The 12,987-nt window shown below is 68.5% G+C and carries 14 protein-coding genes; 4 read left to right on the forward strand and 10 right to left on the reverse strand.

The features are described from left to right. Positions 1 to 11: 11 nt before the first annotated feature. Together NY1_RS14440 and NY1_RS14445 are read left to right on the forward strand one after the other, a co-directional pair. The gene (locus NY1_RS14440) at positions 12 to 1,040 is read left to right on the forward strand and encodes an SDR family oxidoreductase (protein ID WP_067712394.1); all 1,029 of its coding nucleotides are present in this window, start codon (positions 12 to 14) and stop codon (positions 1,038 to 1,040) included. Between the two features lie 102 nt (positions 1,041 to 1,142). After that, on the forward strand, positions 1,143 to 1,787 hold the full coding sequence (locus NY1_RS14445) for a cysteine hydrolase family protein (protein WP_067712399.1): 645 nt from the start codon (positions 1,143 to 1,145) through the stop codon (positions 1,785 to 1,787). Between the two features lie 9 nt (positions 1,788 to 1,796). On the opposite strand, the gene NY1_RS14450 is transcribed toward NY1_RS14445, so the two are convergent. From NY1_RS14450 to NY1_RS14465, 4 genes are all read right to left on the reverse strand, one after another. Next, complete coding sequence (locus NY1_RS14450; RefSeq protein ID WP_067712401.1) at positions 1,797 to 4,070, reverse strand: ATP-dependent DNA ligase; 2,274 nt, start codon at positions 4,068 to 4,070, stop codon at positions 1,797 to 1,799. 127 nt (positions 4,071 to 4,197) lie between these two features. After that, complete coding sequence (locus NY1_RS44200; RefSeq protein WP_067712403.1) at positions 4,198 to 4,530, reverse strand: antitoxin; 333 nt, start codon at positions 4,528 to 4,530, stop codon at positions 4,198 to 4,200. A gap of 31 nt (positions 4,531 to 4,561) precedes the next feature. Further along, complete coding sequence (locus NY1_RS14460) at positions 4,562 to 5,683, reverse strand: MBL fold metallo-hydrolase (protein ID WP_067712523.1); 1,122 nt, start codon at positions 5,681 to 5,683, stop codon at positions 4,562 to 4,564. A 41-nt stretch (positions 5,684 to 5,724) separates the two neighbouring features. Beyond that, a complete protein-coding gene (locus tag NY1_RS14465; protein WP_067712406.1) occupies positions 5,725 to 6,450 on the reverse strand; it encodes an enoyl-CoA hydratase in 726 nt (241 codons plus the stop codon). Between the two features lie 69 nt (positions 6,451 to 6,519). Here NY1_RS14465 and NY1_RS14470 point away from each other — a divergent pair, with 69 nt between their 5' ends. After that, entirely contained in the window at positions 6,520 to 7,653 is a 1,134-nt protein-coding gene (locus NY1_RS14470) for an NAD(P)-binding domain-containing protein (protein ID WP_067712409.1), read from the forward strand. Here the strand turns inward: NY1_RS14470 and NY1_RS14475 are convergent. The 6 genes from NY1_RS14475 to NY1_RS14500 all read right to left on the reverse strand — a co-directional run bounded on the left by NY1_RS14475 (position 7,631) and on the right by NY1_RS14500 (position 12,106). Next, the gene (locus NY1_RS14475; protein ID WP_067712525.1) at positions 7,631 to 8,428 is read right to left on the reverse strand and encodes an aldo/keto reductase; all 798 of its coding nucleotides are present in this window, start codon (positions 8,426 to 8,428) and stop codon (positions 7,631 to 7,633) included. The genes NY1_RS14470 and NY1_RS14475 overlap by 23 nt on opposite strands. Positions 8,429 to 8,570: 142 nt before the next feature. Beyond that, positions 8,571 to 10,121 (reverse strand): carboxyl transferase domain-containing protein, encoded by a 1,551-nt coding sequence (locus tag NY1_RS14480; protein WP_067712412.1) that lies wholly within the window; start codon positions 10,119 to 10,121, stop codon positions 8,571 to 8,573. Between the two features lie 31 nt (positions 10,122 to 10,152). Next, positions 10,153 to 10,755: a GTP-binding protein gene (locus tag NY1_RS14485; RefSeq protein WP_174567189.1), complete on the reverse strand. Its 603-nt coding sequence runs from the start codon at positions 10,753 to 10,755 to the stop codon at positions 10,153 to 10,155. Next, positions 10,736 to 11,110, reverse strand: coding sequence for a DUF742 domain-containing protein (locus NY1_RS14490; RefSeq protein ID WP_067531005.1), 375 nt, complete (start codon positions 11,108 to 11,110; stop codon positions 10,736 to 10,738). The genes NY1_RS14485 and NY1_RS14490 overlap by 20 nt, the downstream gene beginning before the upstream one ends. A 7-nt stretch (positions 11,111 to 11,117) precedes the next feature. Next, on the reverse strand, positions 11,118 to 11,531 hold the full coding sequence (locus NY1_RS14495; RefSeq protein WP_029930951.1) for a roadblock/LC7 domain-containing protein: 414 nt from the start codon (positions 11,529 to 11,531) through the stop codon (positions 11,118 to 11,120). Continuing rightward, on the reverse strand, positions 11,528 to 12,106 hold the full coding sequence (locus NY1_RS14500) for a hypothetical protein (RefSeq protein WP_067712415.1): 579 nt from the start codon (positions 12,104 to 12,106) through the stop codon (positions 11,528 to 11,530). The genes NY1_RS14495 and NY1_RS14500 overlap by 4 nt, the downstream gene beginning before the upstream one ends. Positions 12,107 to 12,115: 9 nt before the next feature. Here NY1_RS14500 and NY1_RS14505 point away from each other — a divergent pair. Further along, a partial coding sequence (locus NY1_RS14505; RefSeq protein ID WP_218028356.1) for a hypothetical protein occupies positions 12,116 to 12,987 on the forward strand: 872 nt, incomplete at its 3' end.

The following is a 12,987-nucleotide window of genomic DNA, read 5'->3' on the forward strand; positions in this document are numbered from 1 at the left end:
GAGTCAGGGCCATGTCCGATCTCGTCCTCGTCACCGGCGCGTCCGGGTACCTCGCCGGTCACGTCATCACCGAACTGCTCGAACACGGCTACCGGGTGCGCGGCACCGTCCGCTCCGTCGCCCGCGCCCAGGCCGTCGCCGAATCGCTGCCCGGCGTGGAATTGGTCGAAGCCGATCTGGGCTCGGACGCCGGCTGGGACGCGGCCGTCCAGGGCTGCCGCTATGTCCTGCACACCGCCTCGCCGTTCCCGGGCAGCGAGCCCGACCACGAGGACGAACTGATCCGCCCCGCCGTGGACGGCACGCTGCGGGTGCTGCGCGCGGCCGCCGCGCACGGCGTCGAACGCGTGGTGCTCACCTCCTCGATCGCGGCCATCCGGGTCGGCCACGACGACAAGGTGGCCACCGAAGCCGACTGGACCGAGCTGGCCGTCGCCAATGCCTACGAGAAGAGCAAGACCCTGGCCGAGCGCGCCGCCTGGGATTTCGTGGCCGAACACCCGGAACTCGAACTGGCCGTGATGAATCCGGGCATGATCCTCGGACCGATCCTGCGCCCCGAGATCGGCACCTCGGTGGACGGCATCCGCATCCTGCTCTCCGGCGAGATGCCCGGCGTCCCCCGCCTCAATTTCTCCACCGTCGACGCCCGCGATCTGGCCGTCGCCCACCGCCTCGGCATGCAACTCCCGCAGGCGGCCGGCAACCGCTATGTCCTGACCGGCGACCAGGTTTCGTTCACCGAGATGGCCAAAGCCCTCGCCACCCGCTACCGCGTCCCCACCCGCACCCTCCCCGACTGGCTCATCCGCCTGGTCGCCCGCTTCGACGCCAATGCCCGCACGGCCGCCCAGTACCTCGGCCGCGAGGAGCGCCTCAGCGCCGCCAAGGCCCGCCGCGAACTCGGCTGGACCCAGCGCCCCATCGAAACCACCCTCCTCGACACCGCCGAAAGCCTCATCCGCTTCGGCATCGTCAAGGATCCCGGCCCGGCCCACGGCAAGCCCGCATCCCGCACCACCCAGCCGGCCGCGGCCTGATCGGCTTCCGTCCGAAAAGCGCGAGCGCGGACCGGGCCGCCGCCGGGGTTGCCACGGGTAGGCTCGTGGCTCGAAAAGCGTTGGCGGAGCGGAGGATTACGAATGCGGTACGGGAACGGGCTGGAGATTCCGGAGTCGCTCGAGGACGTGTGCGCGCCGGAGAAGCTGGCGGTTGTCGTGTACGACATGCAGGTGGGGGTGCTGTCGCAGCTGCCGGATGGGGCGGAGATCGTGGAACGGGTCGTCAAGGTGGTGGATGCGGCCCGGCGGGGTGGGTATCCGGTGATCTTTCTGCGGCACATGTTCCTGCCCAAGCGGTTGATGGGGCGGTTCGCGTTGCGGATGGCCATGGCGTGGCAGGGGGTGGAGACCGTCGAGGAGGTGACGCCGATCCTGCAGCGGGATACCGCCGGGTTCCAGCTGGTTCCGGAATTGCGGCCGCAGGAGGGGGAGATCGTGTTCGACAAGACCTCCATGTCGGCGTTCGAAGGGACGCCGCTCGCTTCCACGCTGCGGGACCTGGGGATCAGCACGTACGCCATCTGCGGGGTGGCGCTGGAGATCGGGATCGCGCCCACCGTCACGCATTCCACCGATCTGGGCTTCATTCCGGTGGTGGTGGAGGATGCCGTCGGCGGGCGGGACGAGGCCGGATTGGCGCGGGCCTGGGACGAATTCGAGTTCCAGGGGCATGCGCTGGTGGCCGATGTGGACACGCTGGTGCCGCTGCTGGAGAAGAGCGCCTGAGCGGAAAGCTCAGTCCGAGGCCGGGATCCAGGCCGGATGCCACAGGCGTCCGGCCTCGGTCCAGTTCATGAAACGGACCGTGCCGGTGAGACGGGGCGTCACCCAGACGGCGTCCTTGCGTTCCTCGGCGGTGAGCTCGTTGCCGAAGGGGCTGGTCTTGCGTTCCAGGCGGCGCAGCTGATCGGCCAGCTGGCTCATCTCCTGTTCGGTGAAGCCGGTGCCGACCCGGCCCAGGTAGTACAGCTCGCCCTCGTGCGGGACGCCGATCAGCAGCGAGGCGAATTGCCTGACCTCCGAACGGCGATAGCCGCCGATCACCACCGACAGGGTGCGCCAGTTGCGGGTCTTGAGCCAGGACTGACCGCGCTTGCCGGGTAGATAGACCGAATCGCGGCGTTTGGCGACCACGCCCTCCATGCCGTGTTCCTGGCTGTAGCGCAGCGCCTCCGCGCCCGAACCGTCCAGACGCGGCGGCACCTGCAGCGATGGCGCCTGGGCGGCCAGCGCTTCCAGCACGCGGCGGCGGTCCTCGTAACGCTTGCGGACCAGCGAGGTGCCGTCCAGGTACAGCACGTCGAAGGCCACGAAGACGGCGCGCGCCGAATCCGCGCGCAGCAGGCCGAGATTCGCGCCGCCGTGATCGTCGAACACCACCGCTTCGCCGTCCAGCACCACCCGGTGCCCCGACAGCTCCTCCCCCAGCGCACCGAGACCCGGGTACTTGCCGGTCACCACGTGCCCGGCGCGACTGCGCAGCACCACCGCGTCGTCCTCGATCTCGGCGATCAAACGGAAGCCGTCCCATTTGGTTTCGAAGGCCCAGGTCTCCGGATCGAGGTTCGCCACCTCCCCCGGCGTGGCCAGCATGGGTTTGAGGCCGTGCGGGAACGGGGCATCGGACTTCGGAGCCCGTTGTGCGCCATCGCCTTCCGGCTGGTGGCCGTTCGGCCCGCGCTGATCCTTCATCAGGTGCATGAGCCACTGGTTGCCATTGGTCTGGATGAGCGCGTACCGGCCGTCCAGGCGTTCGCCGTGGAAGCGCACGATGACCTCGTCGTCGCGCCACTTCTCGGTCTCGTAGGTGCCGGTATCCCAGATGGTCATCTCCCCGCCGCCGTACTCGCCCTTGGGGATGGAGCCGTGGAAAGTCAGGTACTCGAGCGGATGGTCCTCGGTGTGCACGGCGAGACGGTTCTCATGCGAGTCGATCGGCGGGCCCTTGGGCACCGCCCACGACACCAGCACCCCGTCGCGCTCCAGCCGCACATCCCAATGCAGCCGCCGCGCATGGTGTTCCTGCACCACGAACCGGTCCCCCGGCCCGTCCTGCGGCGGGGCGGCCGGCACCGGTTCGGGCGTGCGCGCGGCATCCCGCATCGACCGGTAGGTGTTCAGCTTGTCCGGAACCGGTTCCGGCAGCGGATCATCCAGGCCGGCGAGCAGGTCACCGTCGGCGTTCCACCGCTTCAATACCTCGTCGAATCGCAAGTGCCGCAGCTTTTTCCGCTGTTCTATCTCGGCCCAGCTGCGCGGCGCGGCCACCCACGGTTCGGTGCGCCCGCGCAGCGAATACGGTGCGATGGTGGTCTTGGCCGGATTGTTCTGGCTCCAGTCCAGGAAGACCTTGTTCTCCCGCGCCGATTTGGCCATGGTCGCGGTCACCAGGTCCGGGCGCAGCTTCTGCAGATTGGTGGCCACCTGCTTGGCGACCGCCGACGCACCGTTGGGCCCGAGTTTGCGGTCCAGCGGCACGTAGACGTGAATCCCCTTGGAACCGCTGGTCACCGGGAAGGCGTCCAGCCCCACCTCGCGCACCACATCGCGCAGGATCAGCGCCACCTCCGCGCACTGCGCCAGGCCCGCGCCCGGTCCGGGATCCAGGTCGAACACCAGCCGGGTGATCGGCCCGACCTCCGCGCCGTCGAAACGCCATTGCGGCACATGCAGTTCCAGCGCGGCCTGCTGGCCCAGCCAGGCCATGCCCGCCACCGAGTCGATGAGCGGGTACACGACGGTCCGGTCGGAATGCTGAACTTCCCGCCGCTCCAGCCATTTCGGCGCGTGATCGGGCAGATTCTTTTCGAAGAAGGAGGATTCGTCGACCCCGTTGGGCCAGCGTTTGCGGGTGACCGGGCGCTCGGCGATATGCGGCAGCAGGGCCGGTGCGATGGCGGTGAAATAGGCGATGACCTCGCCCTTGGTGGTCCCGGTGGCCGGATACAGCACCTTGTCGAGGTTGGTCAGCCCAACCTCGATACCCCCGAAATCCTTCCGGGAACCCATATCAGCAGTCTAGAGGCGGGCACCGACACTCGCGGGGACCTTGCGACAGCCGCGAAAAGGCAACGGGCCGTTCGGCTCACCGATGACGTGACACCGGAAGCGAACGGCCCGTTCGACCGACGTCGCGTTAAGCGGGCGGCTGGTCGCCGGGAGCCGCCTCCGGGGCGGGCGCCGGGGCCGGTTCGGCCGCCGCCTCCGCCGGTGTGGGCGCGGCTTCCGGAGCCGGTTCCGCGGCCGGTGCGGCGGGTGCGGTATCGGCCGGAGCCGCCGCCGTATCCGCCGGAATGGCGTTCTTCACCGCTTCGGTGCCCTTGCCGATCTGCGACGAGTACTTGCCACCGGTCTTCTCGTCGATCGCCGCGCCGGCCTTGTCCACGGCTTGTTCGATTTTCTCGGCGTTCTGGGCCGCCACTTCCTTGCCCTTGCCGACCAAGCCCTTGAGCGTGTCCAAAAGACTCACAGCCCCTGCTCCTTCACTCTCGGTCCATCGGTCATTCGCGGACATCTTCCCACCACGTATCCCGTGGTGGGAGGCCAATCGGGTCGATCCGCTGTCCCGGCTTGGGGACCGCCGTGTCGGTACCCGCGGCCTGCGCCGCCTCGACGAGCCGGCGTACCGGCTCCGACCAGCCGTGGAAGGCCAGATTGAAGGTGGCCCAGTGGATGGGGACCAGGAGCCCGTGGCCGGGATCGCCGACACACAGATCGGCGTGTGCCTGTACCGCCTCCTCGGGATTCATGTGTACGTCGGGCCAATGCCGGTCGTACGCGCCGATCGGCAGCAGTGTCAGGTCGAACGGGCCCAGCCGGGCGCCCGCTTCCGCGAATGCCTTGGTGTACCCGGTATCGCCACCGAAATAAACCCGACGGGTCGGTCCGGCAATCGACCAGGACGCCCACAGCGTGGTGTTGCGCACCAGCCCGCGCCCGGAGAAATGCCGGGCCTCGGAGCAGGTGATGGCCAGATCGGTGCCGTCGCCGTGCGCCCGTCCCAGCTCGGACAGCGAAACCGAAGCGCCCCAATCCAATTCGACGATGCGATGCTCCGGCACGTGCCAGTGCCGCAGGTGCGCGCCGATCCCGATCGGCACGATGAACACCGCGTCCTGCCCCGCCACCAGGCCGTCCACCGTCTCGCGATCCAGATGGTCGTAGTGGTCGTGCGAGATCAGCACCGCGTCCACCGGCGGCAATTGCTCCAGCGGCGACGGCACCGGATGCAGCCGCGCCGGGCCCACCAGCGCCGACGGCGAAACCCGCTCGCTCCAGACCGGATCGGTCAGCACCCGGTAGCCATCCACCTCCACCAGGCAGGTGGCGTGCCCGTACCAGGTGACGGCGAGATCGGCGGCCTGCTCCGGCAGCTCCGGGGTGACCAGCGGGATGTGCCCCGGCGGCCGCCCGTTGTTGCGCTGCGTCACCAGCTGATACAGCAACTCCAGCCCCGACCCGGTGAGCTGACTGCTCGGCTCGGTGTTGTGGAACTGCCCCTTGCGATAGGTGGTCGAGCCCTTGGCGCTCGGCGCGATGGCCGATATGGACGCGCCCATGGCGGACGGAATCCCCCACGCCGCTCGTACCACCCAGGAAAGACCGAATGCGCCCGCTGCCATACCCACCAGTTTCCGCGAAGTCGCGGCGACCCGCTGCCCGTTCATCGGCCGACGAACTTCGCGGCGCGTTTCTCCTGCCGGGCCTGCCGCGCCTCGGCGGCATCGGCGCTGGTCCAGGCGGCGGCCAGGGCTTCGGCCTGCTCCGGGGTACCGGCATCGCGAGTGCCGTCCTCGTTGAGCACGAGCTTCATATGCCGCAGTGACAGCGGCGCGAGCTCGGCGATCTGCTTGGCCCAAGCCTGCGCGTCCGCGAGCGTGCCGATCTTGTTGGCGAACCCGAAGTGGTAGGCGTCCTGCGCAGACACCCGCTCCACCCCCATCAGGATGGTCCGCGCCGGACTCGACCCGATCATCGTGACCAGCCGCTTGATGGTCCAACGATCAACGGAGATACCGAGTTTCGCCGCCGGAATGGCAATGAACGAATCCGGCTCCATCACCCGCAGATCCGAAGCCATCGCCAACTGCACCCCACCCCCCACCGCCCCGCCATTGATCGCCGCGATCACCGGCACCGGCACCGTCTCGATCACGTGCAGCATGCCGAACAGCGAATCCAGGAACTCCTGCGAATACACCCCGTCCAAATCCGCCCCCGCACTGAACAGCGGCCCCTGTCCCGTCAGAACGATCACCCGGGCCGTCGCGGCCGCCTCCTCGATCGCCGCGCGCAACTGGGCGACCAGCTCACCATTGAGGGCGTTTCGACGCTCCGGGCGTTGTAGTTCGATGGTGACGACCTCACCATCGCGGCTCACTCCGAGCATGTGTCCCTTCCCCGCTGTGCTGCATACCCATGGTCATCAATAACTGTAAGCGGGCGTAACGTCGGGCCGGTGACAGCAACACCCGATGTCGACATCTTGGTCATCGGTGCGGGTCAGGCCGGTCTGTCGGTCGGATATCACCTGCGCCGGCTGGGCTTGCGGCCCGAGCGTGATTTTCTGATCGTGGATCATTCGCCGGCGCCGGGCGGGGCGTGGCAGTTCCGGTGGCCGTCTTTGACTTTGAGCACTGTCAATCGGGTGCACGATCTGCCGGGGATGTCGTTCGAGGAGACATTGCCGGCGGGGTCGGAGAACGCGCAGGCGGCGACGGCGGTGCCGCATTACTTCGAGTTGTACGAGAAGCAGTTCGATCTGCGGGTGCAGCGGCCGATTTCGGTGAGCGTGGTGTGTGATCGGGCCACCGCGGTGACGTGCCCGGATCGGGAGGTGGACGGGCTGCTGCACGCGGAGACGCGGGATGAGCGGACGTTCAAGGTGCGGGGGCTGGTGAATGCGACGGGGACTTGGGACAAGCCGTTCATTCCTTATTACCGGGGGGCCGCGGAGTTCGCGGGGCGGCAGTTGCACGCGCACGACTATCGGACCGCGGACGAGTTCGCGGGACAGCATGTGATCGTGGTCGGCGGCGGGATCACGGCCGTGCAATTGCTGGACGAGATTTCACGGGTGGCCACCACCACCTGGGTGACGCGGCGCGAACCTGTGTTCCGCAGTGGGGATTTCGCGCCGGAGCAGGGGCGGGCGGCGGTGGCCATGGTGGAGGACCGGGTGCGGCGCGGCTTGCCGCCCGGATCGGTGGTGTCGGTGACGGGGCTGGCGGATACGCCGGCGGTGCGGGCGGCCCGGGCGCGCGGGGTGATGGAGCGCAAGCCGATGTTCGATCACATCGAGGCCGACGGGGTGCGCTGGGCGGACGGGACCTTCCAGCGGGCCGACGCGATTCTGTGGGCGACCGGATTCCGCAGTGCGCTGGACCATCTCGCGCCGCTGCGGCTGCGCGGGCCGGGCGGCGGGATCACCATGACCGGGCAGCTGGCCACCCAGGTCGCGGCCGATCCGCGCATTCATCTGATCGGGTACGGGCCCTCGTCCAGCACCATCGGCGCGAACCGGGCGGGGCGGGCCGCGGCCGTGGAGCTGACGAAGTACCTGGGGATCGCTACTGCGGCGCACCCGCTGTGAAGACGTCCGGATCCGGTCCGATGCGGCCGCCGTTGTCCAGGGCCGCGATCCGGGCCATCTGATCGCCGTTCAGCTCGAAGTCGAAGATATTGAAGTTCTCGGCGATCCGGGACGGGGTGACCGACTTGGGGATCACCACATTGCCGAGCTGGATATGCCAGCGCAGGATGACCTGGGCCGCGGTCCGGCCGGTCTCCTCGGCGATGGCCAGCAGCACCGGATCCTTCAGCGCGGCGCCCTGACCGAGCGGGCTCCACGCCTCGGTGGCGATGCCGTGCGCGGCGTGGAAGGCGCGTAGCTCGGGCTGCGACAGGTGCGGGTGCAGCTCGATCTGATTCACCACCGGGGTCTCACCGGTTTCGGCGATCACCCGCTCCAGATGCGCCTGGGTGAAATTCGAGACGCCGATGGAGACGACCCGGCCCGACGCCTTGATGGCCTGCAGCGCCCGGAAGGTGTCCACGAACAGGCCGGCCGAGGCGATCGGCCAATGGATCAGGTACAGGTCCAGGTAGTCCAGCCCGAGCCGCTCCAGGCTGGCGTCGAAGGCGCGCAGGGTGGCGTCGTACCCCTGGTCGGCGTTCCACAGCTTGGTGGTCACGTAGACCTCGTCGCGCGGGATCCCGTATTCGCGGATGGCCCGGCCGGTCTCGGCCTCGTTGCCGTAGACGGCGGCGGTGTCGATGCTCCGGTAGCCGACCTCGAGCGCGGTGCTGACCGCGGCGATCGCGTCGTCGGTGCTGACCTGGAAGACTCCGAAGCCGAGGCGCGGCATGACCGTGCCATCGTTGAGGATGGTGGAAGGCACTGGGCTGGTCTCGCTCCTGTAAGTCACCTAATCGACCGTAGGAGCGGTTCTCTGGGCCGTCAACCACTCGGACCGGCGTGTTAGCCCTGGTAGAGACACTGTGAAATTGCTAACTTTCAGCAACTCCCAGGCGGCGGTAGCGGAGCGCGCGGGCCGCGCGGAGCTCCGCGACGGGTTTCGCACGCAGTTCGGCGAGCTCACCGGCGATGGCGGTGATCATCCGCTGCGCGAAGTCGACCGGTTCGTCGGCGGCATCGGGGTACTCGGGCACGATGCGATCGACGATGCCGTTCGCGAGCAGGTCCTTGGCCCGAATGCCTTGCCGAGCCGCCATTTTCGGCGCGTGACGAACGTCTCGGTAGACGATGGCGCTGGCGCCCTCCGGCGGCAGCGGCGCGAGCCAGCCGTTGGCGGCGGCGAGCACCCGGTCCGACGGCAGCAAGGCCAGCGCGCCCCCGCCGCTCCCCTGCCCCAGCAGCACCGAAACCGTCGGGGTATCCAGCGTCACGAGATCGGCCAGGCAGCGGGCGATTTCGGGCGCGAGGCCACGCTCCTCTGCCTCTCGGGACAGTGACGCCCCGGCGGTATCGATCACCAGCACCAGCGGCACCCGCAGTTCCTCCGCGAGCGACATACTGCGCCGCGCCTCGCGCAATGCCGCGGGCCCCATGGTCTGCTCCGGCGACTGCCCCGCCCGGTCGTGCCCGAACACCACGCACGGCTGCCCGCGGAACCGCGCCAGAGCGTGCAGCACGGTACGGTCCAATTCCCCTTGTCCGGTGCCCGACAAGGGAACCCGGTCGGTTACATGCCGCAACAGCTCCCGAATACCAGGCCGGTCGGCACGACGCGAAATCAGCACGGACTGCCATGCCGGTGTGTCGTCGGTTTCTCGCAGCGCGGGCCCGTACAACTCGTGCCCGGCTTCGAATATCCCCACGCCACGATCGAAATCGCGTGGATCGCTTTCCTTTTCGGGCGGCGACAGGGGTGCGTCGCACAGAACGGTGAGGGAACGGTGGGCGATACGGCGGAAGATGGTCACCGGCACCACGCCGTCGATGACCCCACTGCGGTACAGGTTTTCGGCGGTCTGCACGCCCTCGGGAAAGTCCTTCCCGTACAGGGCTTTGTAGACGCGCGGGCCCAGGAACCCGATCAGGGCTCCGGGCTCGGCGAATGTCATGTGCCCCAACGATCCCCAGGACGCGAAGACGCCGCCCATCGTCGGATTGCGCAGATACACCAGATACGGATGCCCGGCCGCCTTGTGCACCGCGACCGCGCCCGCGATCTTCACCATCTGCACGAAAGCGACTGTGCCCTCCTGCATCCGGGTCCCGCCGGAAGTCGGCGAGGCGAGCAGGGGCAGGCCCAGTGCGGTAGCGCGCTCCACCGCCGACACGATGCGCTCGGCGGCCGCTACTCCCACACTCCCTGCGAGAAAAGCGAATTCGCACGCGATCACGGCGACTCGCCGTCCGCGCAGCAACCCCTCCCCGGTGAGCACCGACTCGTCGGTACCCGCCGTTGCCGCAGCGGCCAGCAGATCAGCCTCGTACTCGGGCGAAGTGACGACCTCCAACGGAGGACGATCCCAGCTCACGAAGGATCCGGGATCGAGCAATTCGCCGAGCAGCTCCCGCGCCGAGATCTTCACGGCGCGAGCTTAACGGACCTCTACGAAGGCCCTAGTAGCCCTGCACTACCTTGCGGAGGGCGTACTCGGTGACTGCGACCAGCGCCTGCTTGACCGGCTCCCGGCGACGGGCGTCGATCGACATGATCGGGGTATCCGCCGGGACCGCGAGGGCCTGGCGAATATCCTCCACCGGATACCGCGGCGCATCGTCGAACTCGTTGATGGCCACCAGGAAGGGTAGGTTGCGCGCCTCGAAGTAATCGACGGCCGCGAAACTGTCCTCCAACCGGCGGGTGTCGACGAGAACCACCGCGCCGATGGCGCCGCGGATCAGGTCGTCCCACATGAACCAGAAGCGGTACTGGCCCGGCGTGCCGAACAGGTACAGCACCAGGTCGTCGGCCAGGCTGATGCGGCCGAAGTCCATGGCCACCGTGGTGGTGGCCTTCGACGGGACTCCGGTCAAAGAGTCCACGCCGACACTGGCATTGGTCACCAAAGCCTCGGTGCGCAGCGGAACGATCTCCGACACAGCACCGACCAGGGTGGTCTTGCCGACACCGAAACCACCGGCGACCACGATCTTCGCCGACGTGGGCTTGCTGGTGCGCGTGTCGACCTGTGTCGTCGAATCAAATACGCCGGAGTCCACTGAGAACCCTTTCGATCAGCTCGCGACGTTCATCGTCGCTGGAATCGTCTTTCAATGTTGCCGATACCCGCACATGGCCGGCTTCGATGAGGTCGGCGACCAGCACCCTGGCTACCCCGATCGGGATACCCAGGCGTGCGGCTACTTCGGCAACCGACGGCGATTCTCTGCACAACTCCACGATTGACGTCTCGATATTGGTGAGTTCGAACTGCCGCTCTAGGGCGACCGGATGCGATGCGACGAGCGCCTCCAGGGCCAACTCCACCTTCGGCCGGGTGCGACCGGCCGTCAGGGAGTATGGGCGGACGAGGCTGGGCTCGGCGCTACCGACGCGTTCGTTGTCTATGTCCATCCCGCCATCAGGAACCCATCGTGACGCGAGGTGTGGCCTGAACTGTCTGGCCCACTCGCTCGACCAACAACGCCATTTCGTAGCCGACCTGGCCGATGTCGCACGAGGTATTCGTGAGCACCGCCAGGTACGAGCCGTCGCCGACCGCCATGAGCAGTAGGTAACCGTGCTCCATCTCGACCACGGACTGCAGCACGGTGCCGCCTTCGAACAGGTTCGAGACACCCACCGAGAGGCTGGCCAGGCCCGCGGTCACCGCGGACAGCTGTTCGGCACGATCCACAGGCAGCTGGGCGCTGGCGGCCATGAGTAGGCCGTCGGCGGACACGAGGACGGCATGCGCAACGCCGGGAACCTCATTGGCGAAGTTCGAAACCAGCCAATCCAGCTGACGCTTCGTACCACCTAGATCGGGGTTCATCGGTCTCCTTTATCTCCGGTTAGGTTCATAGCTTTCATCGCGCGGCCATCCCGGACGCCCTGCTGGTGACGGCTGAGACTTGACCTGATGGATTCTGGGTCGCGATGGGCGGCTTTGTCAGCGTTTCCGTTGACACCGCCCGGCACGAGCCGGTTGCCCGGATCGCGTTGCGGCAGACCGGCGGCCGTCCGCTTCTCCGCAGAGGATTCAACCGCGCGGCGGGCCGCCTGCCAACCCTCATCGCCCGGTGATTCGAAGGAAGCGGCCACCTGGGACCGGTCCGCGTTCGGATCGGACAGCCAGGCAGACATCATTTCGGCGAAAATCGGTGTGCCGAAGGACACATCGCTGTCACCGGCGGCCGGCTGCAACCGGGTCTGGAAGAACGACGCCGCCTTCTGCGGATTGGAGCGGAAGGAATGCCGTCCGCGATCCTTGGGATCGCCGGAATCGTTCTGCGGCAGACCGACACCCGGGATCGGGGCCGGGCGCTGCGGCAGACCCGCACCCGGATCGCGCACCGGCAGGCCGTTCGCGCCACGCTGCGGCAGGGCGTCGGGCAGCGGATCGCGCAACGGATCCCGTTGCGGGAGACCACCACCGAGCGCATCACCCCGCTGCGGGAGACCACCGGGAGCATCGCCGCGCTGCGGCAGGCCGTTCGCGTCACCACGCTGCGGCAGACCACCCGGTCCACGCTGCGGCAGACCACCGGCCGCGTCCCCACGCTGCGGCAAGCCGGTCACTCCGTCACGTGGCGGAAGACCGGAGGCCCCGTCACGCGAAGCCAGCCCGTGCTTACCCGAATCCCGTTGCGGGAGACCGCCTGCGGCGTCACCACGCTGCGGCAGACCACCGGGGGCATCCCCACGCTGCGGCAGACCGCTCACATCGCCACGCTGCGGGCGACCGCCCTTGGCGTCGCCACGCTGCGGCAAGCCACCGGCCGCGTCGCCGCGCTGCGGCAGACCGCCTGCGGCATCACCGCGCTGGGGCAGACCACTCGCGTCACCACGCTGCGGCAGGCCACCCGCGGAATCACCGCGCTGCGGAAGACCATTCGCATCGCCACGCTGCGGGAGACCACCCGCGGCATCACCGCGCTGCGGCAAGCCACCGGGGGCGTCACCACGCTGCGGCAAACCGCCTGCGGCATCACCGCGCTGGGGCAGACCACTCGCGTCACCACGCTGGGGCAGACCACTCGCGTCACCACGCTGCGGAAGACCATTCGCGTCGCCGCGCTGGGGCAGACCGCCCGCGGCATCGCCGCGCTGCGGCAAGCCACCGGGAGCATCCCCACGCTGCGGCAGGCCGGAGCCCTTCGCATCGCGCGGCGGGAGGCCACCGTTCAGGCCCGATTCCCGTTGCGGGGCACCGTTGGTTCCCGGCTCACGCTGCGGCAGACCGCCCGAGGCGGAACGCTGCGGCTGGCCGAGGCCCGGCTCGCGGCCGG

Source organism: Nocardia yamanashiensis NBRC 100130 (assembly GCF_001613325.1).
Lineage (GTDB): Bacteria > Actinomycetota > Actinomycetes > Mycobacteriales > Mycobacteriaceae > Nocardia > Nocardia yamanashiensis.